Genomic DNA, 19,916 nt, shown 5'->3' with positions numbered 1-19,916 from the left:
TCGGGGCCTGGCGGATCAGCCCCGAGGCGCGACGACGGCGTCGGGCGCCGAGGTGCGCTGCGAGGGCGCCAGGCCCTCCCACAGCCGCTCCTGGAGGGCCGTCTCTTCCCGCAGGCGGGCGTTCAGGGTCTCCAGCCCGTGCGCCTCGATCAGCGTCGGCTGGTCGGAGAGCAGCGAGACGCCGAGCCCCGCCCGGTGCCAGTCGATGACGAACCCCATGGCCTCGAGCACCGTCGGCAGGACGTCCATGGTCGATGCCTCGACCCTGAGCCGGCGCGGCTCGATGCCTTCGCCCAGCAGCATGAGGGTGTTCTCCCGCTCGCCCGCGACCAGCTGCTCCCAGGCCGAGACGCGCATGGTCAGGTGGTCGCTGGCGACCACTACCAGGGTGTTCTCCAAGAGCCCCTCCGCCTCGAGCCGCTCCACCAGGCGGCGCGCCAGCCAGGCCGAGCACTCCACCGAATAGAGGATGTCGGTGCCGTCGAATTCGCCCTGACGCTCGCGGCAGGCGCGCGCGGGATAGCCGTGGGGGGCGTGGGCGGCGAGGTTCAGGTTGACCAGCCCCCAGGGCTCGCCCTGGCGCTCCAGGCGGCGTATCTCCTCGACCGTGAGGTCATAGAGGGTGTCATCAAAGAGGCCCCAGCTGTTGACGTAGTCGGGATCCGGAAGCCGCGGCTCCAGCTCCTCGCGCCCCATCACCCGCGCGAAGCCGTGATCGCGGTAGAAGACGCCCTTGCCGGCGAAGCGGGTACTGGCCCCGCCCAGGTAGGAGAGGGCATAGCCGCGCTCGGCGAGCAGGTCACCCAGGCAGTCGACCCCCGGCACGACTCGGCCGAGCGGCTCGAACTGGCTGTCGTGGAGCAGGCCGGCCGGCATCAGGGGCGTGCCGCACTGGCTGGCGATCATGCCGGCCATGGTCCAGCCGGTGTTGTCGAGCTGGCGCACGCCCTCGACGACCATGGCCCGCTCGCCCAGCGCCGCCAGGGGCTCGTAGGCATTGCCGAAGCGCTCCGGGTCGGCGTAGGTGCGCTCGAGGCTCTCCAGGTAGAGCAGCAGCAGGTTGGGCGGTGAGCGGGGCGCATCGAGGATCACCGGTTCCACGTACTGCCGATCGAGCCAGGCGCCGTCATCGGTGACGATGGCGGCGCCCCGCTGGCCGAGGCCGTAGAGCATGGGATTGCCGGCCAGCAGCATCACGGCCAGCAGGCGCTCCGTCGTGCGCCAGCGGCGATCGACCCGCACCAGCCAGGTGAAGGCGGCGAGCAGCAGCAGCATGCCCAGGGTGTGGAGGAGGGCGGAGACGATCCGCCCGCTGCCGCCGTGCTCCGAGATGCCGGCCTGGAGGTGGAAGAACACCGCCCCGAGGTCGACCTCTCCGAAGCTGGCGGCCAGGTAGACATAGAAGCCCCACAGGGCCAGGGGAGCGAGCGACCAGGGCCATACCCGGGTCGTCGGCCGGGGATTTGCGGGGGCCCCCCAGCGCCGCCAGCGCGCCAGGAGCAGCCAGGCACCGGTGACGACGGGGAAAGCCCAGGTGGGCAGCCGGGTCAGCATGGCCAGGGCATAGCCCAGCCACAGGCCCAGCACCAGCAGGGCCCACCAGCGCGGATGATGGAGTCGGCGCGCCGCCCTAAGCATGGCGTGAGGGCGCGTCGGCTCGTTCGTTCTCATGGAGTTCGTTCAGCTTGGCGTACTTCATGTAGGCATGGAACGCCGTGGTGATCGCCACCGTCATGCCGTCCGCGCCCTGGAAGAGTCCGCCCTTGAGAATCAGCTTGCGCAGCATGGCGCTGGTGGCATGCAGGGTGGGGCGCCAGCGCGAGGGGCCCTTGCCCCGCTCCTTCATCGCCCAGGCATCGCGGCTCGAGAGCTGGTCGATGCGGGTGATCCAGTGCGACAGGTCGCGATAGGTGAAGTGCCGGATATGGCTGTGGGTATCCACGACGGTCGGGGCCTGCACCGAGGAGTGCGCCTTCTTCGGCAGGTAACCCGAGGTGGTACGGTTGTAGAGTCGCGTGACGGGGTCAGGGTAGAACCCGGCGGCCTTGATCCAGTGGTGCCCGGCAAAGTTGCGGCGATTGAAGCGGTACGCCTGGCTCGGGTCGTCCAGGGGCAGCGCGCGGATCGCCGCGACCGCATCCTCGTCCAGGCGCTCGTCGGCATCGAGGGCGAGGATCCAGTCGTGCCGCGCCTGGGGCACGGCGAAGGCCTTCTGGGGCCCGTCACCGAGATAGGGCTGGTGGATGACTCGGGCGCCCAGCGAGTCGGCGAGGGCCACGGTATCGTCTCGGCTGCCCGAGTCGACGACGATGATCTCATCGCAGACCGGTCGCAGCGAGGCGATGCAGTCGGCAATGTTCTGTGCCTCGTCGAGGGTGATGATGATTCCGGTGATGGGCGTCATGGGGTCGTCTCGCGGATCGTGAGGGGCAACAGGCACTCGGCGATGCAACGCGCCGCGGCGTTGAGGTCGATGCTCGACATGTCGCGCTCATCCGCCCCTTCCGGGGGGCAGAAGGCCAGGCGATGAGCCTCGGCGTTGCAGGTCTCCCAGCGCAGCGGGGTGGCCGAGCGGCGCGAGGGATAGAAGCCCGCCGTCGGCCGGTCCAGGGCGCCGGCGATGTGCAGCGGGCCGGTGGAGCCGGCGATGAACAGGTCGGCGGCCGAGAGGCTTCGGGCGAAGTCGTTGATGCCGCGACGGGCGGGCAGCCGGTGGGCGGTGATCGAAGCCTCGGCGAGCCGCTGCCGAAGACGGTCAGCCGCGGCCTCCTCGCCGGGGCCCGCGGTCAGCACCCAGCGCGGCGGGGCGGCGCCGGCGGCGTCGAGGCGCGCGTCGACGTCGCGCACCAGGCCCGCATACTGCTCGAGAGTGAGATTGACCGCCGAGCCGCCGCTCCCGGGGTGCAGGAAAACCCAGGGCGACGAGGCGTCCAGGCCGAGCTCGTCGACGAGTCGCGCCCGCTCGGCGTCCCGGGTGCCGGCCGGCAGCGGCCAGTAGGGCGGCTCGGGGCGCGGCGGTACGGCGAGGCTCAGCGCGTCGAGCAGGGCCTCGGCCAGCTCCATGTTATAGACGTACTCGGGTTTTTCGGAGCGCGATCTGCGCTGGGTGACCCGGCGGTTGTAGAATAGTTGCGCCCACTTGGTGGCCGGGGCCAGGCGCAGCGGGATACCGGCTCGCCAGCCCAGCCAGCCGATGCGCGGGGTGGAGAAGAGCGTCAGCAGCGCATCGAAGCGGCCTGCGCGCAGGGTGCTCAGCAGCTCGCGCTGCGCCTCGCGGCCGGTGTCTGCGCCGGGGTCGAGCAGCACCTCGTCGATCCATGGGCACTGCCGGGCCAGCGGCGCGGTGTAGGCCGGCACCAGCACGCTGACATGCGGGGCCGGGTCGGCCGCCTTGAGGCAGGCCAGCGCCGGCCAGGCCAGCATGAAGTCGCCGAGCTTGTCGTTGCGAACGACCAGCAGGCGAGGGCGGCCGCCGTCCCTGGCAGGAGAAAGTGTCATCATCCGGGCTCCCGGGCCCCGCAATCGCAAGTAAGGAGAGCGCCTTGTCTCGCAAGGTCCTGCATATCTGCCTCTCGAACGGCTGGGGCGGACTGGAAATGTATCCGTCGCGCATTATACCCGAGCTGAGCCGACAGGGGTGGGAGGCCCACGGCCTGGCCCTGGCCGGCTCCCGGGTGGCCGAGAGCCTCACCGAGGCCGGCATCACGCCGCTGACGGTGCCCTCGCGAGGCCGCGCGCTGCTGGGGCTCGGCCGGCTGCTGGCCTACCTGAAGACCCACGAGATCCGCGTGCTGCACTGCCACAAGTCCAGCGACCTGCGCCTGGGCGCCCTGCTGGTGAGCTTGCGACCGTCGCTGCTGCTCTTCTTCACCGACCACATGGGCGTCACCCGCCCCAAGAAGGATCCCTACCACCGCTGGGCCTACGGCCGCGTCACCCGGGTGTTCTCCATCAGCGAGACGACCCGCCGGCGCAACCTGGCGGCCTTCCCCCTGCCTGCCGAGCGCATCCAGCGGCTCTATCTGGGCATCGACCCGGCGCCCTACGTGCCGCGTCTCATGAGCGCCGAGCGGTCGGCGCTGCGCGAGGAGCTCGGCGTGGCGCCGGGCGCCGTGGCGATCGGCCTGGCGGGGCGATTGACCCCGGGAAAGGGGCAGCGGGTATGGATCGAGGCGCTGGCCTGGCTGGCCGAGCAGCGGCCGGACCTGGCCTGGCAGGGCCTGCTGGTCGGTGGGCTGACCGCCGCCGAGGGCAGTAACGAGGCCTTCGTGGCCGAGCTGCACGAGCGGGTCCGCGCGCTCGGCCTGGAGGGGCGGATCGCCTTTGTCGGCTTTCGCCGCGACCTGCCGCGACTGTTCGAGGCGATGGATATCGTCTGCGTGCCGTCGCGCAACGAGGCCTTCGGGCTGACGGTGATCGAGGCCATGGCGGCCGGCAAGGCGGTGGTCGGCAGCGATAGCGGCGCCCTTCCCGAGCTGATCGAGCCCGCCACGGGGCGTCTCGCCGCCCCCGACGATCCCGCGGCCTGGGGCCGGGCCCTGGCCGAGCTGGCGGACGATGCGGTCCTGAGGGAGGCGCTGGGAGAGGCGGCTCGCCGGCGCGTCGAGCGCGACTTCACCCTCGAGAAGCATGTGACGGGGCTCGTGGCCGCCTACGCCGAGGCGTCGTAGCCGCGACGCACGGCCGCCATGGCGTCGGGGGCGCCGAACTTCTCGAAGGAGCGCTGCAGGCGCGCCAGGTTGGCCGCCTGCCAGCGTCCGCGACGGCGCAGCCGGCAGCGGTCGAGATCGATCAGCCAGACCCGGCCCTCGGGGTCGATCAGCAGGTTGCGGGCGTTGAGGTCGACGTGGTCGAGGCCGGCGTCGTGGAAGCGACGCACGGTGGCGCCGACCCGCTCGAGCAGGGCGTCATCGGCCTGCTGCCGGGTGATCAGATCGGCCAGGGCGCGAGCGCCGGGAATGCGCACGGTGATAAGCGCCGCCTCGTAGCTGAGGCCGTGGCGGGTCACTTGGGCGGCCACCGGGCGGGGTACCGGCAGTCCGAGGTCGTGCAGGCGGGCAGTAAGGCGCAGCTCGCGATAGGCGCGGGTCCGCTCCAGGCCGGTCCAGAGGTAGCGGACGTCGCTCGCCCTGGCGATCAGGCCGCCGCGGCGATAGGGGCGCAGCACCCACTCGAGGTTCTCGCCGGCGTCCAGGAAGAGGCTGGCGCCGCGCCCCGGCGCCTCGCCGGTAACCCGGCCGGCGTCGCGCCACCAGGCGGGGTCGAAGCCCTCGAGCGTGAGCCGCGGCGCGGTTTGTGGCGCCCGGTCGGCGTCACATAAACTGTCCGCATCATATAGAATGCAACTCTTTCCCGCTCGATACGTTGCCAACCGCATGAAGCATCCTCTGCCCGATCGACCCCAGCACATCTGCGTGCTGCGACTCTCCGCCCTGGGCGATGTCTGTAACCTGGTGCCGACAGTCCGTGCCCTGCAGCGTCAGTGGCCCGCGGCGCGGATCACCTGGATCGTCGGCAAGGGCGAGCACAGTCTACTGGCGGGCCTCTCCGGGGTCGAGTTCGTCGTCTACGACAAGGCGACGGGCCTGGCGGGCATGCGGGCCCTGTGGCGGCAGCTGTCTGATACGCGCTTCGATGTGCTGCTGCACATGCAGCAGGCGCTGCGCGCCAGCGTGCTCTCGCTGGGCCTCAAGGCCGACCTGCGGGTGGGCTATGACAAGGCGCGCGCCAAGGATGCGCAGCACTGGTTCACCCAGCGTCAGCTGACACCACATCCCCGCGCCCACGTGCTCGAGTCCTACCTCGACTTCGCGCGCCTGCTGGGCGTCGAGGATCTCTCGCTGAGCTGGGACCTGCCGGTGCCCGAGGCCGCCGTCGAGGAGGCGCGCGGCATCACGGGCGAGGCGCCTTATCTGTTGATCAGCCCCTGCGCCAATCCCCGGCTGCGCAACTTCCGCAACTGGTCCGCCGAGGGCTATGCGGCGGTGATCGAGCACGCCTGGCGCCAGCGCGGCCTGAAGACGGTGCTGACCGGCGGCGGCAGCACCCAGGAGCGCGAGCTCGGCGAGCGCATCCAGGCCCTCTGCCCCGACGAGGTGGTGATCGACGTCATCGGCGAGACCTCGCTCAAGGGCCTGCTGGCCCTGATCCGGGGCGCCCGGGCGGTGATCGCCCCGGATTCGGGGCCGGTGCACATGGCCAACGCCCTGGGCGCCCCGGTGGTCGGGCTCTACGCCACCACCAATCCCGATCGGGCGGGCCCCTATCGGTGGCGGGAGTTCGTGGTCGACCGCTACCCGGACGCCGTGCGCACCTACCTGCACAAGGATCCCGAGACGCTGCCCTGGGGCCAGCGGGTCCGCCATCCCGATGCCATGTCGCTGATTCGTGCCGAGGACGTGATCGATCGCCTCGAGGCACTGCTGACCCACCCCGAGTCCCCCATCGAGACGGAGTCCCCCGATGAAGCTTGACCTGACCGCCCTGGAGCATTCCCGCCTGCTGGTAGTGGGTGATGTGATGCTCGACCGCTACTGGCATGGCGGCACCTCGCGTATCTCGCCGGAGGCCCCGGTGCCGGTGGTCAGGGTCGACGAGTCCGAGGACCGTCCAGGCGGCGCCGCCAACGTGGCCCTCAATATCGCCTCCCTTGGGGCCCATGCCGCCCTGGCCGGCCTGGTGGGAGACGACGACAACGCCGACCGGCTGGTGACCCGGCTCGAAGATGTCGGAGTGAGCACTCGCTTCGCGCGCAGCCCCGGCATTCCGACCATTACCAAGCTGCGCGTGATGAGCCGCAACCAGCAGCTGATCCGCCTGGACTTCGAGGAGGGGCTCGGCGAGGTGGATACCTCGGGGCTGCTGGCGCAGGTCGAGGCGGCCCTGCCCGGCTGTGACCTGGTGATCCTCTCCGACTACGGCAAGGGCACCCTGAATCGCGTCGAGGAACTGATCCGCATGATCCGCGGCGCCGGAAAGCGGGTGCTGGTCGACCCCAAGGGCAGCGACTTTGGCCGCTACCGCGGGGCCAGCGTGATCACGCCCAACCTCGGCGAGTTCGAGGCGGTCATGGGCCACTGCCGCGACGACGCCGAGCTTGCCGCCAAGGGCGAGACCCTGCGCGCCGAGCTCGAGCTGGAGGCGCTGCTGATCACCCGCAGCGAGAAGGGCATGACGCTGATTCGTGAGGATCATGAGCCGCTGCACCTGCCGACCCGGGCCCGCGAGGTCTACGACGTCACCGGCGCCGGCGACACCGTGATCGGCGTGCTGGGCCTGGCGCTCGCCGCCGGGCACGGCTTCGCCGAGGCGATGACCCTGGCCAACCTGGCCGCCGGCCTGGTGGTGGCCAAGCCCGGCACCGCGACCCTCTCCATCGCCGAGCTCTACACCGCCCTGCACGGCGACAAGCTGGCCGAGTTCGGCGTCATCGAAGAGGCGCCCCTGGTCGAGGCGGTGCGCGCCGCCCAGGCCCGCGGCGAACGGGTGGTTATGACCAATGGCTGCTTCGACATCCTGCATGCCGGCCACGTCGCCTACCTGGAGCAGGCGCGCCGGCTCGGCGACCGTCTGGTGGTGGCGGTCAACGACGACGCCTCCATCGGTCGTCTCAAGGGTCCCAAGCGCCCGATCAATCCCCTGGCGCGGCGCATGCAGGTGCTGGCCGGCCTCGGCGCCGTCGATTGGGTGGTGCCCTTCGGCGAGAACACCCCCCAGCGGCTGATCGAGACAGTGTTGCCGGACGTGCTGGTCAAGGGCGGCGACTACCGGCCCGAGGAGATCGCCGGCGGCGCCGCCGTGCGCGAGGCCGGCGGCGAGGTGAGGGTGCTGGGCTTCGAGGACGGCGTCTCCACCACCGCGATGATCTCCACCATCCTCGATCGCGAGACCTGATGGGGCGCTCTCTCGCCTGGGCCCGCCGCGCCTACACGGTGGCCCTCTACCTGCTCGCCCCGCTGATCTGGAAACGCGTCTGGCGCGAGCAGCTCTCCGGCCGCCCTCGCCGCGAGCGGCTGGGACTCATTCCGCCCACCCGCGGGGAAGAGAGGGTCATCTGGCTGCACTGCGCCTCGGTAGGGGAGGTGCAGGCCGCCCGTCCGTTGATCGCGGCGCTGGGCGAGCGCTGGCCCGACTACCGCCTAGTGGTCACCACCATGACCGCCACCGGCGCCGAGCGGGTGCTGGCGCTGGCAGGCAGCCCAGGTAAAGAAAGGACTGCAGGCGAAGTGAGTCATCACTTCGTGCCGCTGGACTTCCCCGGCGCCGCGCGTCGCTTCGTCGACCGGCTGCGTCCGGCGCTGGCGATCTTCTTCGAGACCGAGCTGTGGCCCAACCTGCTGGCCGCCTGCGACCGGGCCGCGGTGCCGGTGGCGGTGGTCAACGGCCGGCTCTCGCCCGGCGCCTTCCGCGGCTATCGCCGCCTGGGGCCGCTGATGCGCGACGCCCTGAGCCATGTGCGCTGGCTGGCGGCCAAGTCCGCGGCGGATGCCGAGCGCTTCCACGCCCTGGGCATGCCCGCCGAGTGCAGCGAGGTGGTGGGCAGCCTGAAGTTCGACCTCGCCGTCGATGACGAGACCCGCGAGGTGAGTGAGCGCTTGCGTGCCCGTCTGGGGCGCCGGCCCGTCTGGGTCGCCGGTTCCACCCATCCCGGGGAGGACGAGCAGCTGCTGGCGGCCCACGCGCGGCTGAGGACGCATCTTCCCGGGGCGCTGCTGGTGCTGGTGCCGCGCCATCCCCGGCGCTTCGAGGCCGTGGCCGAGCTCAGTGCCCGGGCGGGTCTTTCGGTGTCGCGTCGCTCCCGCGGCGAATGGCCCGGCGATGACACGGCCGTCTATCTCGGCGACACCATGGGCGAACTGCTGGCGCTCTACGGCGCGGCGGATCTGGCCTTCGTGGGCGGCAGCCTGGTGCCCATCGGCGGCCACAACCTGTTGGAGCCGGCGGCGCTGGGCGTGCCGGTGCTCACCGGGCCTGAGCTTGCCAACTTCCTCGATGTGGCCGAGGTGATGCGCGAGGCCGAGGCGCTGATCGAGGTGGCCGATGGCGAGGCGCTGAGCGAGGCCCTGGGGCGACTCTTCGACGACGAACCCGAGCGCCGGCGCCTGGCCGAGGCCGGGCGCGGCGTGGTGGCGGCCAATCGCGGCGCCCTCGAGGGCACTCTGGTCGGCCTGGAAAGGCTTCTACCGGCGGAGTAGGCGTTCACTCCGCCCCCCTTCTCCCTGCCCCCTCGAACGTCAGGCGGGCATCAGTCGCTCCACGCCCTGCTCGCCGCCGAGCAGCAGCAGGTCCGCGCCCCGGGCGGCGAAGAGCCCATTGGTGACCACCCCGACGATGGCATTGATCCGCGCCTCAATGGCGATCGGATCCTCGATCATGAACTCGTAGCAGTCGAGGATCTGGTTGCCGTTGTCGGTGATCACGCCCTGGCGGTAGACCGGGTCGGCGCCCAGCTTGACCAGCTCGCGAGCCACGTAGGAGCGCGCCATGGGGATCACCTCGACCGGCAGCGGGAAATCGCCCAGCGTGGCGACCTGCTTCGAGGCGTCGGCGATGCAGATGAAGCGCTCGGCGCAGGCGGCGACGATCTTCTCGCGGGTCAGGGCCGCGCCGCCGCCCTTGATCATGTGAAGGTGAGCATTCACTTCGTCGGCACCGTCGACATAGACGGGCAAGGTGCCCACCTCGTTGAGCTCGAAGAGATCGATGCCGTGGCCGCGCAGGCGCTTGGCGCTGGCCTCGGAGCTCGCCACTGCACCGCGGAAGTCGCCGCGCAGCTCGGCCAGCCGGTCGATGAAGCGATTCGCGGTGGAGCCGGTGCCGACGCCGATGACGATATCGTTCCCGAGGTTCGGGCGGATCTCGTCGATGGCGGCGGCGGCCACGGCGTCCTTGAGTTCGTCCTGGGTCATGTCGTGCTCGCTGTCTGATGAGGGGCAAATGCGGCGCCATTATAGGCCATGGCGCCGATGGATGCTGGACGCCGCGGTCGCGGGAATGCTACCAATAAGGGTTCCTCGCGGCGCCGGTCACGGTGCCCCTCGCGTCACTTCTGGGATATCAGGATGCTCGAAGCTACCGTCAAGAAGATTCTCCAGGCCCGGGTCTACGAGGCCGCCCGGGAAACCCCCATCTCGCCGGCCCCCTTCCTTTCCCGTCGCTTCAACAACCAGATCCTGATCAAGCGCGAAGACCTCCAGCCGGTCTACTCCTTCAAGATTCGCGGCGCCTACAACAAGATGGCCCAGCTCGACGAGGCGCAGAAGGCCAAGGGCGTGATCGCCGCCTCGGCGGGCAACCATGCCCAGGGCCTGGCCATGGCGGCGAAGCTGATGGGCGTCAAGGCGGTGATCGTCATGCCGCGCATCACCCCGGAGATCAAGGTCGCCGCGGTGCGGGCCCGGGGCGCCAAGGTGGTGCTCAAGGGCGATGCCTTCGCCGAGGCGGCGGCGCATGCCCAGGAGCTGATCGCCGAGCACGGCTACACCTACATCCCGCCCTTCGACGACCTCGACGTCATCGCCGGCCAGGGCACCATCGCCGTGGAGATCCTGCGCCAGCACAGTGGCCCCATCGACGCCATCTTCGTGCCGGTCGGCGGCGGCGGCCTGATCGCCGGCATGGCGGCCTACATCAAGTACCTGCGCCCCGAGATCAAGGTGATCGGCGTGGAGTCCGAGGACAGCGCCTGCCTCAAGGCGGCGCTGGCGGCGGGCGAGCGCGTGGTGCTGGACCAGGTCGGGGTGTTCGCCGAGGGCGTCGCCGTGGCGCAGATCGGCGAGGCGCCCTTCGCCGTGATGCGCGGCCTGGTGGATGACGTCATCACCGTCAACACCGACGAGATGTGTGCCGCGGTGAAGGACATCTTCGAGGACACCCGCGCGGTCTCCGAGACCTCCGGGGCGCTGTCGCTGGCCGGACTGAAGAAGTACATCCAGCAGACCGGTGCCGAGAACGAGACCCTGGTCTGCATCAACTCCGGGGCCAACACCAACTTCGATCGGCTGCAGCACATCGCCGAGCGCACCGAGCTTGGCGAGCAGCGCGAGGCGATCCTCGCCGTGACCATCCCCGAGAAGCCGGGCAGCTTCAAGAAGTTCTGCCGCACCATCGGCAAGCGCATGGTCACCGAGTTCAACTACCGCTATGCGGAGCCCGAGCAGGCCCACATCTTCGTCGGCGTGCAGGTGAAGCCCGGCGGCGAGGACCGCCAGGCGGTCATCGACCGGCTCCGCGACGCCGGGTACCCGGTGGAGGATCTGACCGACAACGAGCTGGCCAAGCTGCACATCCGCCACCTGGGCGGCGGCCGCCCCAAGGAGCACTTCGAGGAAGAGGTCTATCGCTTTGAGTTCCCGGAGCGCCCCGGCGCGCTGATGAACTTCCTCACCCACCTGCCCCAGGACTGGAACATCTCGCTGTTCCACTACCGCAACCACGGCGCGGCCTATGGCCGGGTGTTGGTCGGCATGCAGGTGCCCAACGGTGATCGCAGTCACGTCGAGGGCTACTTCGATGAGATCGGCTATCGCTACTGGAAGGAGAGTGACAACCCGGCTTACCGCCTGTTCATGGCCTGAGGGGCGAGTCGCCGCGGAGGCCTTCAGAGGGCTTAGCAAGAGGACTTGGCATAAGGGACCCGAGAATGGGCTTCGAGAAAGGGTTTCGGAAAAGAACCTAGAGTAAGCGCTGACTCACCCTGCAGTCTCGGTCACGCAAGTGTTTAGATATGTAACGTACTGAGAATGCCGGTTGTCATGCGTAAGCACGAGGCTCTATAGTCATCGCGGTGTCATCGCCGCCGTGGTGACGCCGTTATTCTCTTTACATCGGACCCACGCGGTCCCTGTCTCCCATGGAGTCCATCACAATGAAGCGCAAGCCCGATCTGGTCATGGCACTGGTGCTGGTCTTCGGCATCGGGATCGTGGCCACCGGCTATGCCCAGGCGCTGGCGGGGGGCTGAGCCCGTGCAGGACGGCGGCCCTCGCCCTGCCCGACCCCGCCTCATGATGACGGCCGATGCGAATGCATCGGCCGTCGTCGTTTCTGACCCTGGCGAGTGCGGCGAGTGGCCCTGGTGGCCGTATCAGGGGCGAATCAGGCGGGCATCGCTGACGATGGCGTCCAGCGGCACGTCCCAGGGCGCCGCGGGCAGGCGCGCCACCCGTTGACAGTCATGGGCCAGGCCGATCAGCCGCGGACGCGGTCCCGGGCGCCGGGTGAAGGCCAGGGTGCGGTCGTAGAAGCCCCCGCCCATGCCGATGCGCTGTCCCTGCTCGTCGAAGCCCACCAGGGGCAGCAGGATCAGGTCCAGCGCCCAGGTCGGCGTGCGCCGGGCGCGGTGCGCCCCATGGCGGGTCTCGGGTTCGGGGATGCCGTAGCGGTTGGCCACCATGGGCGTGCCGGCATGGTAGTGGACGAACCACAGCTGGTTGTCACAGAGCGGCTTCAGGACCGGCAGGTAGACACGGCAGCCGCGGCGCTCGAGCCAGTCGATCAGGCGGGTCGGGTCGATCTCGCCGTCGTTGGGCAGATAGAGGGCCACGCGGCGGGCGCGCTGGAGCTCGGGGAGGCGGCGAAGGCGCCGGCAGAGTCGTTCGGAGGCCTCGCGGCGCTGTCGGGGTGACAGCTCGCGTCGGCGATGACGCAGTTCGCGTCTCAGCCGGCGACGATCATCGTCGGACGGGGTGGGTGCGGCGGTATCCTGCATGGTGGTCATGTCGGATCAGAGTTCCCCAGAGTGCCGCTGTCGTTCTGGCCCTTGAACCCAGTGGTTCAAGGTGGGTGGCCGCAGCCGAACCGTCAGGCTTTCCGACGCACGGACGTGCACACGGGTTCGGCTAGCATTGGCCCCCTGGGTACTGCGCATAGGCTCGAGGGACTATAACGACTGGCCAACACCCCAGGGAACCCCTTTATCCTACCAGAGGCCGGGGCCGGGCCAAAGGGGCGATTGCGTCTCGGCTCAGCGGGTGGGGACGGCGTCCAGCGCCTTCTCGAGGCGGGCGGTGAGCGCGTTGAGGTTCTCTTCGCCGACGCGCTGGTCGTCGAGGGTCTCGAGCAGTTCATGGGCGATGTTGAGGGCCGCCATGATGGCGATCCTCTCGCGGTCGACCACCCGGCCCTGGGCGTGGATGCCCTGCATGGCGCGGTCCAGGTAGCGGGCGGCCCGCTCGAGCTTGTCCTGTTCCTCCGGCGGGCAGGCGATGGAGTAGGAGCGCTCCAGGAGGGTGATCTCGGTGGTCGGCCGTGTCGGCTCGGTCATGGCAGGCTCCGGCAAGGGCCAGTGGCAGAGGGGGCGCAGCGGGTGCGCGTCATGCAGGGTCGATGCGTTAACATCAAGGCCTGAAGCGAAACCCAGTCACTATAAGAGAGCCGTTCGCGGGCGGTCAACGCGCCCGCCGGCTCCACCAGCGGAACTTGCCATGTCACTGATCAATGAGCGCCAGGACTTCTCGACCATCGCCGACACCTTCCTGCTGCACGGCAGCATGCAGTCGCCGGCCTTCCTCGACGGTCGCCTCTGCGCCTCCCTCGCCCTGCACGACATCACCCCCGAGGCCTGGCTGGAGGAAGTCTGCCTGAGCCTGGGCGTCGAGCAGCCCCGCGACGAAGCCAGCGCCGAGCGCCTGCTGGGCTGGCGGCGCCAGGCCCTCGAGGCACTGTCGGCGGCCGAGCTCAACCTCGAGCCACTGCTGCCCGACGAGCTGTTCTCGCTGGCCGAGCGGGCCCAGGGCCTGCAGGAGTGGACCCTGGGCTTTCTCGAGGTGGTGGCCGATGCCGGCGACGCCCCGCGACGCGACTGGTCGCCGGCCCTGCGCGAGGCCCTGGAGGACCTGGCGGGCCTGACCTCCATCGAGACCGACCTCGAGGACAGCGCCGAGAACGAGAACGACCTCTTCGCCCTCACCGAGCATGCGCGCATGGCCGCCATGCTGCTCTACACCGAGCAGCATCCCGGCAAGCCCCAGGTCGAGCAGGTCGACGAACCGACCCATCACTGAGCCGATGGCCTCACCTTTCTACCCAGGAGCCGCGATGCCTCCCGTGAGCCTGCCCCGCCCCGCGCCGATCACCCATGACGAATACCGCGCGAGGCGCGGCGCCCTGATGGCCCAGCTGCCCGCTGGTAGCGCCGTGCTGCTGCCCGGCGCCGCGCTGGTCACCCGCTCGCGTGACAGCGAGTTTGGCTTCCGCCAGGACAGCGACTTCCACTATCTGACCGGCTTCCCCGAGCCGGAGGCGCTGCTGGTGCTGCTGCCCGGCCGCGAGGCCGGTGAGAGCGTGCTGTTCTGCCAGGATCGCGACCCGGCGCTGGAGATCTGGACCGGCATGCGCCTGGGCGCCGAGGGCGCGGTGCGCGACCACGGTCTCGATCAGGCCTTCGAGAATGCCGAACGCGACGAGCGCCTGGCTACGCTGCTGGAGGGCCGCGAGGTGCTCTACCTGCCGCTGGACGATGCCGACGCCCTGGCGCTCGCCGAGGAGGTGCGTGGCGAGCTGACGGCACTCGCTCGCCGTGGGGCGCAGGCCCCGGCCGCCTTCGCCGATGTCAGCGGGCTGATCCACGAGCAGCGCCTGATCAAGAGCGCGGCGGAGCTCGCGCTGATGCGCCACGCCGGGGAGATCTCCGCCCGGGCCCACGCGCGCGCCATGCGAGCCTGTCGCCCGGGGCTCTCGGAGTACCAGCTGCAGGCGGAGCTCGAGCACGAGTTTCGCTGGCAGGGCGGCAGCGGGCCGGCCTACGCCAGCATCGTCGGTGGCGGCCGCCATGCCTGTGTGCTGCACTACATCGAGAATCACGCTCCCCTGCGGGACGGCGAGCTGGTGCTGATCGACGCCGGCGCCGAGTTCGACCTCTATGCCGGTGACATCACCCGTACCTTCCCGGTGAACGGTCGCTTCACGGCGGCCCAGCGGGCCCTCTACGAGGTGGTGCTGGCGGCCCAGGAACGCGCCATCGCGGCGGTGCGCCCGGGTGCCACCCTGGCGACGATCCACGCGGGCGTGGTGCACGACCTCACCGCCGGGCTCGTCGAGTTGGGGCTGCTGGCCGGTGACGTCCAGGCGCGCATCGACGACGGCAGCTACCGACGCTTCTATCTGCACTCGACCTCCCACTGGCTGGGCCTCGACGTGCACGACGTCGGCGCCTATCGCCGCGAGGGTGAGTCTCGCCCCCTCTGCCCCGGCATGGTGCTCACCGTGGAGCCCGGGCTCTACGTGCCCGCCGATGATGACCTGCCCGAGGCCTTTCGGGGAATCGGCATTCGCATCGAGGACGATGTGGTGGTCACCCCCGAGGGGAGCGAGGTGCTGACCTCGGCCGTGCCCAAGCGGGTGGCCGATATCGAGGCCTTGATGATCACCGAGTGATCAGTCGGCGAGAGGGAAGTAGTTCCTTTATGTAATGTACGTTATGAAATAAAGAGGCGGTGAGCATGACGTCGACGCGGGAAGCGCGGGTAGAGGGTGTAGAGGACAAAAAGGGCGAGCGGGTCGATATCGCCATCATCGGCGGCGGCCTGGTGGGGGCCAGCCTGGGCTGTGCCCTGGCCTCCCGGGTCGAGCGGACGGGGCTCAGGGTCGCGGTGATCGAGGCGGCGCCGCTGGATCGCCAGCTGGCCGAGCCCTGGCAGCCGAGCTTCGATGCGAGGGCCAGCGCCATCGCCTGCGGCTCGGCTCGGCACTTCGAGCGCCTGGGCGTCTGGGCGATGATGGCCGACCAGGCGGCTCCGATCCGCACCATCCACGTCAGCGAGCGGGGCCGGCTGGGCGTGACCCGGCTGCGCGCCGCGGAGCTGGGCGTCGAGGCGCTGGGTCACGTGGTCCCCAACGCCTGGATGGGCCGCGTCCTGCACGGCCGGTTGGACGAGCTGCCGGTGGACTGGCACTGCCCGGCGAGCGTAGAGGCGATCGAGCCCGTCGCCGAGGGGCATCGGCTGCGGCTTTCCGACGGCGGCGAGCTGCAGGCGGGCCTGACGGTGCTCGCCGACGGCGGGCGCTCGGGGCTCAAGGAGCGGCTGGGCATCGAAAGCCGCGAACGGCCTTACGACCAGGTGGCGCTGATCGCCAGCGTCGAGGTCAGCCGCCCCCATGACGGCATCGCCTATGAGCGCTTCACCGCCGAGGGGCCCATCGCCCTGCTGCCCCTCCCCGGGCAGGCCATGGAGCTGGTCTGGACCCACGCGCGCGGCGAGGAGGCGCGGCGCCTGGCGCTCTGTGATGGCGACTTCCTGGCCGAGCTGCAGCGCGCCTTCGGCGACCGCGCCGGGCATTTCCGCCGGGTCGGGCGCCGCCACGCCTACCCGCTCTCACTGGTCACGGCGCGGGAGACGGTGCGCCCGGGGCTGGCCGTGCTCGGCAACGCCGCCCACTCGCTGCACCCGGTGGCCGGTCAGGGCTTCAACCTGGCGCTGCGCGGGGTGATGGACCTGGTGGCGGCCATCGAGGCCGGCGACGAACGCGGCGAGGCGCCGGGGAGCGCGGTGGTGCTGCAGGACTTCGAGGCGCGTCGCGAGGGCGATCGCCAGGACGTTATCCGCTTCAGCGACGGCCTGATCCGGCTGTTCGGCCTCGACCACCCGCTGCTCTCCCATGCGCGGGCGGCGGGTCTCGTCGGGCTGAACCTGGTGGGGCCGCTACGCCGCACCCTGGCGCGGCGGGCCATGGGCCTGGAACGATAGAGGAAGAAACGAGCACGATGAACAGACGTCACGGCCATCCGGGCCAGCATGAGGAGAAGACGCCATGAGCGCAGAACCGCAATCCGCGACGGGACCTTTCGAGGCGATCGTCGTCGGCGGCGGCATGGTGGGCGCGACCCTGGCCTGCCTGCTGGGCCAGGCCGGGCTCTCGGTGGCCCTGCTGGACGCTCGCGAGGTGCCGCTCGACGGGCAGGCCGCGGGCACAGGGGCGCCCTCCATGCGGGTCAGCGCCCTGACGCCGGTGTCCCGGCGGTTGCTGGAAGGGCTGGGCGCCTGGCCGGCGATGGCCGCTCGCCGCGTCAGTCCCTATCGCTTCATGCAGGTGTGGGACGGCGAGGGCAGCGGGGAGGTGAACTTCTCCGCGGAACAGGCCGGGGTGCCCCTGCTCGGTCACATCGTCGAGAACGACGTGACCCTGGCGGCCCTGGAGGCGCGCCTGGCCGAGCTGCCCTCGGTGGCCGTGCGCTTCGGCGCCCGGGTGGCCGAGCTCCAGACCGAGATCGAGGGCGATGGCCAGCAGCGCACGGTGGTGCTGGAGGACGGCGAGCGGCTCCAGGCCCCGCTGATCGTGGCCGCGGACGGCGCCCGTTCGCCGCTGCGTGAGCTAGCCGGCATCGCTGCCAGCGAGCGCGATACCGGCCAGGTGGCGGTGGTCACCACGGTGCGCACGGCGCGCGACCACGGCGGCGTGGCGCGTCAGGTCTTCCTGTCGACGGGGCCGCTGGCCTTCCTGCCGCTCTGCGTCGAGGGCGATGCTCGCCACTGCTCCATCGTCTGGTCGACGACGCCGGAGGAGGCCGCGCGCCTGACGGCGCTCTCCCCGGAGGCGCTGGGTCAGGCGCTGGGCGCGGCCATCGAGCATCGCCTCGGGGAGGTGACGGTGGTCGACCGGGCGCTGGCGGTGCCGCTCATTCAGCGCCACGCCGAGCACTACGTGCGCCCGGGTTTCGCCCTGGTGGGCGATGCGGCGCACAGCATTCACCCCCTGGCGGGCCAGGGGGTGAATCTGGGGCTGATGGATGCCGCGGTGCTGGCCGAGGAGGTGGTCGAGGGGCGCCGGCGGGGACTCGCGCCCGGCGATGCGCACGTGCTGGCCCGCTATGCCCGGCGGCGCCGCGGCGACAACGCCGCCATGCTGGCGCTGATGGACGGCTTTCGCCTGCTGTTCGGGGCGCGCCATCCGGCCCTGACCCTGGCGCGCAACCTGGGGCTCTCCGGGGTGGATCGGCTCGGGCCGCTCAAGCGGCTGCTGATGCAGCAGGCCACCGGCCATCGCGGCCGGCTGCCCGCCGCCTGTCGCCCGCTCAGCCGGCGCGACGCCGGCTGAGCACGTCGAGGGCCTTGAGCAGGTTCAGGGCCTCGCCGAGCTGGTAGTCCTCGCGCAGTCGCTGGCTCATCTCGCTGCGTTCCTGCGGATCTCCCGAGGCGCCCAGGTGGCCCTGGAGATCCGCCTCGCGCACGTCCAGGCTATTGCCCTCGGCGACCTCCAGGCGGCCGCGGATCACCTCCACGTCGGGCTCGATGCCCTGGGCCTGGATCGAGCGGCCGTCGGGGGTGAAGTAGAGCGCCGTGGTCAGCTTGAGCCCCTCGTCGTTGCCCAGCGACATGATCTGCTGCACCGAGCCCTTGCCGAAGCTCTGGGTGCCCATCACCACGCCGCGGCGCTGGTCCTGCAGGGCGCCGGCGACGATCTCCGCCGCCGAGGCGCTGCCGCCATTGATCAGCACCACCAGCGGCACCTCGGGTGCCGCGGTCTCGCGACCCGCGGAGAAGCGCATCGCGCTGTCGGCCAGGCGCCCCTCGGTGTAGACGATCAGGCCGCTGTCGAGGAAGGCGTCGGCGACGTCCACCGCCGCCTGCAGCACCCCGCCGGGGTTGTTGCGCAGGTCGAGCACCAGGCCCTGGAGGGGCCCGTCGCCCTCCAGGCTTTCCAGGGCCTCGTCGACCTGCTCCCCGGTGCGGCTCTGGAACTGGCTGACGCGCAGGTAGCCGTAGCCGTCCTCCAGCAGCTCGTGCTTGACGCTCCGGGTGCGGATGATCTCGCGGGTCAGGGTGACCTCCAGCGGCGCGTTGGCGTTCTGGTGGAGGATGGTCAGCCGCAGCTGGGTGCCAGGCTCGCCGCGCATCAGGTTGACCGCCTCCTGCAGCGAGAGCCGGTCAGTGGGGGTGTCGTCGATGCGCAGGATCCGGTCGCGTGACTGCAGGCCGGCACGGAAGGCCGGGGTGTCGTCGATGGGGGTGATCACCGTCAGCTGGCCGTCTTCCATGCCCACCTCGATGCCCACGCCGCCGAACTCGCCCTGGGTGGATTCGCGCAGGCTCTCGAACTCCTCGCTGTCCAGGTAGGCGGAGTGGGGATCGAGCTCGCTGAGCATGCCGCGCATGGCGTTGCGCAGCAGGTCCTCGTCCTCGACCTCCTCCACGTAGGCGCGCTTGATGCGTTCGAACACCTCGGCGAAGGCCTGGATCTCGGCCACCGGCAGGTCATCGTCCGTCTCCGGCGCGCTCTGGGCGGCGGCGGGCAGCGGCGCGATGGCCAGCAGGGCGATCGGCAGCAGCACCGACACCAGGCGGCGCGACACGGTAGGCAGGGCGGCGGGACGTAGGGGCATGCAGACTCTCGCGGTTGCGGGGCGGGCGGCCCAGCATAGCCCGCGCCCCGGCGTCGATGGAATAGCCTGGGTTCGCAGGGCTATCGCCGTTACGGGAATCAAGGGGCGCTGGGGACAAGCCGAAGAGGAGATACCGTCTCTCCTGACCGGCCGCAACCCTCATTGAGTTGGTTGTGGCCGATATTCGGTTTGTGACTTCAAGACGCCGAAAGCGATATGCACCAATTTGCGCATGGCGGCCCCCAAGGCTGTCATCGTCGGCTTGCCCGCTCTGAGTAATCTCGCGTACTGCGCTTCAATGTCCGGGTTGTGCCGTAGGGCCACCACAGCCCCCATGTAGAGCTGCTGCCGCAATTTGGCGCTACCCATCTTCGTGAGGCGCGGCTTCTTCTCGACCGAGTGACCTGAAGCGTGGTGCATGGGTACCAGGCCTACGAAGGCTGCTGCCTGCCGAGCGCTCTTGAACGCTCTGCTTCGCAGGGCAGCCACCAGCCGAGTGGACAGCAAGGGACCGATCCCGGGGATGCTGGCCAGTAACCGACGGTCACGCTTCAGATGATCGTGTTGGTCGAGGTGCTCCTCTATCGCCTGCTGGAGG

Annotated in this window: 18 protein-coding genes and 1 other RNA gene; 9 read left to right on the top strand and 10 right to left on the bottom strand. The window is 70.3% G+C overall.

The window, feature by feature from the left end; genetic code table 11:
* Positions 1-15: 15 nt before the first annotated feature.
* From ABE957_RS00095 to ABE957_RS00085, 3 genes are read right to left on the bottom strand one after another with little or no spacing between them, the layout of a single operon-like run.
* Positions 16-1,638 (bottom strand): sulfatase-like hydrolase/transferase, encoded by a 1,623-nt coding sequence (locus tag ABE957_RS00095; protein ID WP_349756935.1) that lies wholly within the window; start codon positions 1,636-1,638, stop codon positions 16-18.
* Positions 1,631-2,404, bottom strand: a complete 774-nt coding sequence (locus ABE957_RS00090; protein WP_349756604.1) for a glycosyltransferase family 2 protein — start codon at positions 2,402-2,404, stop codon at positions 1,631-1,633. The genes ABE957_RS00095 and ABE957_RS00090 overlap by 8 nt, the downstream gene beginning before the upstream one ends.
* Entirely contained in the window at positions 2,401-3,498 is a 1,098-nt protein-coding gene (locus ABE957_RS00085; RefSeq protein WP_349756603.1) for a glycosyltransferase family 9 protein, read from the bottom strand. Before ABE957_RS00085 ends, ABE957_RS00090 begins: the two co-directional genes overlap by 4 nt.
* A 44-nt stretch (positions 3,499-3,542) precedes the next feature.
* Here ABE957_RS00085 and ABE957_RS00080 point away from each other — a divergent pair, with 44 nt between their 5' ends.
* Complete coding sequence (locus ABE957_RS00080) at positions 3,543-4,670, top strand: glycosyltransferase family 4 protein (RefSeq protein WP_349756602.1); 1,128 nt, start codon at positions 3,543-3,545, stop codon at positions 4,668-4,670.
* On the opposite strand, the gene ABE957_RS00075 is transcribed toward ABE957_RS00080, so the two are convergent.
* A complete protein-coding gene (locus ABE957_RS00075) occupies positions 4,652-5,377 on the bottom strand; it encodes a 3-deoxy-D-manno-octulosonic acid kinase (protein WP_349756601.1) in 726 nt (241 codons plus the stop codon). The genes ABE957_RS00080 and ABE957_RS00075 overlap by 19 nt on opposite strands.
* On the opposite strand from ABE957_RS00075, the gene ABE957_RS00070 reads away from it, so the two are divergent.
* The 3 genes from ABE957_RS00070 to waaA are packed head-to-tail and all read left to right on the top strand — an operon-like array spanning position 5,376 to position 9,194.
* Positions 5,376-6,473, top strand: a complete 1,098-nt coding sequence (locus tag ABE957_RS00070; protein WP_349756600.1) for a glycosyltransferase family 9 protein — start codon at positions 5,376-5,378, stop codon at positions 6,471-6,473. The genes ABE957_RS00075 and ABE957_RS00070 overlap by 2 nt on opposite strands.
* The gene (gene hldE, locus ABE957_RS00065; protein WP_349756599.1) at positions 6,463-7,893 is read left to right on the top strand and encodes a bifunctional D-glycero-beta-D-manno-heptose-7-phosphate kinase/D-glycero-beta-D-manno-heptose 1-phosphate adenylyltransferase HldE; all 1,431 of its coding nucleotides are present in this window, start codon (positions 6,463-6,465) and stop codon (positions 7,891-7,893) included. The genes ABE957_RS00070 and hldE overlap by 11 nt, the downstream gene beginning before the upstream one ends.
* Positions 7,893-9,194: a lipid IV(A) 3-deoxy-D-manno-octulosonic acid transferase gene (gene waaA, locus ABE957_RS00060; RefSeq protein WP_349756598.1), complete on the top strand. Its 1,302-nt coding sequence runs from the start codon at positions 7,893-7,895 to the stop codon at positions 9,192-9,194. The genes hldE and waaA overlap by 1 nt, the downstream gene beginning before the upstream one ends.
* 39 nt (positions 9,195-9,233) lie before the next feature.
* Here the strand turns inward: waaA and rpiA are convergent, their stop codons facing one another.
* On the bottom strand, positions 9,234-9,908 hold the full coding sequence (gene rpiA / locus ABE957_RS00055) for a ribose-5-phosphate isomerase RpiA (protein WP_349756597.1): 675 nt from the start codon (positions 9,906-9,908) through the stop codon (positions 9,234-9,236).
* Between the two features lie 153 nt (positions 9,909-10,061).
* Between rpiA and ilvA the strand changes: the two genes are divergently transcribed.
* A complete protein-coding gene (gene ilvA / locus ABE957_RS00050) occupies positions 10,062-11,576 on the top strand; it encodes a threonine ammonia-lyase, biosynthetic (protein WP_349756595.1) in 1,515 nt (504 codons plus the stop codon).
* A gap of 509 nt (positions 11,577-12,085) precedes the next feature.
* On the opposite strand, the gene ABE957_RS00045 is transcribed toward ilvA, so the two are convergent.
* From ABE957_RS00045 to ABE957_RS00035, 3 genes are all read right to left on the bottom strand, one after another.
* Entirely contained in the window at positions 12,086-12,718 is a 633-nt protein-coding gene (locus ABE957_RS00045; protein ID WP_349756594.1) for a 5-formyltetrahydrofolate cyclo-ligase, read from the bottom strand.
* Between the two features lie 9 nt (positions 12,719-12,727).
* Positions 12,728-12,911: non-coding RNA, 6S RNA (ssrS, locus tag ABE957_RS00040), on the bottom strand.
* Between the two features lie 53 nt (positions 12,912-12,964).
* Positions 12,965-13,264 (bottom strand): cell division protein ZapA, encoded by a 300-nt coding sequence (locus ABE957_RS00035; protein WP_349756593.1) that lies wholly within the window; start codon positions 13,262-13,264, stop codon positions 12,965-12,967.
* A 160-nt stretch (positions 13,265-13,424) separates the two neighbouring features.
* Here ABE957_RS00035 and ABE957_RS00030 point away from each other — a divergent pair, with 160 nt between their 5' ends.
* From ABE957_RS00030 to ABE957_RS00015, 4 genes are all read left to right on the top strand, one after another.
* A complete protein-coding gene (locus ABE957_RS00030) occupies positions 13,425-14,003 on the top strand; it encodes a UPF0149 family protein (protein ID WP_349756592.1) in 579 nt (192 codons plus the stop codon).
* Between the two features lie 34 nt (positions 14,004-14,037).
* Positions 14,038-15,375, top strand: coding sequence for a Xaa-Pro aminopeptidase (gene pepP / locus ABE957_RS00025; protein ID WP_349756591.1), 1,338 nt, complete (start codon positions 14,038-14,040; stop codon positions 15,373-15,375).
* A 65-nt stretch (positions 15,376-15,440) separates the two neighbouring features.
* The gene (gene ubiH, locus ABE957_RS00020; RefSeq protein WP_349756590.1) at positions 15,441-16,685 is read left to right on the top strand and encodes a 2-octaprenyl-6-methoxyphenyl hydroxylase; all 1,245 of its coding nucleotides are present in this window, start codon (positions 15,441-15,443) and stop codon (positions 16,683-16,685) included.
* Between the two features lie 64 nt (positions 16,686-16,749).
* Positions 16,750-18,033 carry a UbiH/UbiF/VisC/COQ6 family ubiquinone biosynthesis hydroxylase gene (locus ABE957_RS00015; RefSeq protein ID WP_349756589.1) on the top strand — a complete coding sequence of 428 codons (1,284 nt, stop codon included), beginning with the start codon at positions 16,750-16,752 and terminating at the stop codon, positions 18,031-18,033.
* On the opposite strand, the gene ABE957_RS00010 is transcribed toward ABE957_RS00015, so the two are convergent.
* Positions 18,011-19,318, bottom strand: coding sequence for a S41 family peptidase (locus ABE957_RS00010; protein WP_349756588.1), 1,308 nt, complete (start codon positions 19,316-19,318; stop codon positions 18,011-18,013). The genes ABE957_RS00015 and ABE957_RS00010 overlap by 23 nt on opposite strands.
* 159 nt (positions 19,319-19,477) lie before the next feature.
* Positions 19,478-19,916, bottom strand: a 439-nt coding sequence (locus ABE957_RS00005; protein WP_349756587.1) for a transposase, incomplete at its 5' end; no start/stop codon positions are given.

It is taken from the genome of Halomonas pelophila, assembly GCF_040196315.1.
Taxonomy (GTDB): Bacteria; Pseudomonadota; Gammaproteobacteria; order Pseudomonadales; family Halomonadaceae; genus Halomonas; species Halomonas pelophila.
The sequence above is the reverse complement of the archived record's forward strand: the minus strand, read 5'-3'. Positions and strand labels throughout refer to the sequence as shown.

Coding starts and splice junctions, on each gene's coding strand:
- ABE957_RS00095 (WP_349756935.1), bottom strand. CDS start 1,638: ATGCTTAGGGCGGCGCGCCGACTCCATCATCCGCGCTGGTGGGCCCTG.
- ABE957_RS00090 (WP_349756604.1), bottom strand. CDS start 2,404: ATGACGCCCATCACCGGAATCATCATCACCCTCGACGAGGCACAGAAC.
- ABE957_RS00085 (WP_349756603.1), bottom strand. CDS start 3,498: ATGACACTTTCTCCTGCCAGGGACGGCGGCCGCCCTCGCCTGCTGGTC.
- ABE957_RS00070 (WP_349756600.1), top strand. CDS start 5,376: ATGAAGCATCCTCTGCCCGATCGACCCCAGCACATCTGCGTGCTGCGA.
- ABE957_RS00075 (WP_349756601.1), bottom strand. CDS start 5,377: ATGCGGTTGGCAACGTATCGAGCGGGAAAGAGTTGCATTCTATATGAT.
- hldE (WP_349756599.1), top strand. CDS start 6,463: ATGAAGCTTGACCTGACCGCCCTGGAGCATTCCCGCCTGCTGGTAGTG.
- waaA (WP_349756598.1), top strand. CDS start 7,893: ATGGGGCGCTCTCTCGCCTGGGCCCGCCGCGCCTACACGGTGGCCCTC.
- rpiA (WP_349756597.1), bottom strand. CDS start 9,908: ATGACCCAGGACGAACTCAAGGACGCCGTGGCCGCCGCCGCCATCGAC.
- ilvA (WP_349756595.1), top strand. CDS start 10,062: ATGCTCGAAGCTACCGTCAAGAAGATTCTCCAGGCCCGGGTCTACGAG.
- ABE957_RS00045 (WP_349756594.1), bottom strand. CDS start 12,718: ATGACCACCATGCAGGATACCGCCGCACCCACCCCGTCCGACGATGAT.
- ABE957_RS00035 (WP_349756593.1), bottom strand. CDS start 13,264: ATGACCGAGCCGACACGGCCGACCACCGAGATCACCCTCCTGGAGCGC.
- ABE957_RS00030 (WP_349756592.1), top strand. CDS start 13,425: ATGTCACTGATCAATGAGCGCCAGGACTTCTCGACCATCGCCGACACC.
- pepP (WP_349756591.1), top strand. CDS start 14,038: ATGCCTCCCGTGAGCCTGCCCCGCCCCGCGCCGATCACCCATGACGAA.
- ubiH (WP_349756590.1), top strand. CDS start 15,441: ATGACGTCGACGCGGGAAGCGCGGGTAGAGGGTGTAGAGGACAAAAAG.
- ABE957_RS00015 (WP_349756589.1), top strand. CDS start 16,750: ATGAGCGCAGAACCGCAATCCGCGACGGGACCTTTCGAGGCGATCGTC.
- ABE957_RS00010 (WP_349756588.1), bottom strand. CDS start 19,318: ATGCCCCTACGTCCCGCCGCCCTGCCTACCGTGTCGCGCCGCCTGGTG.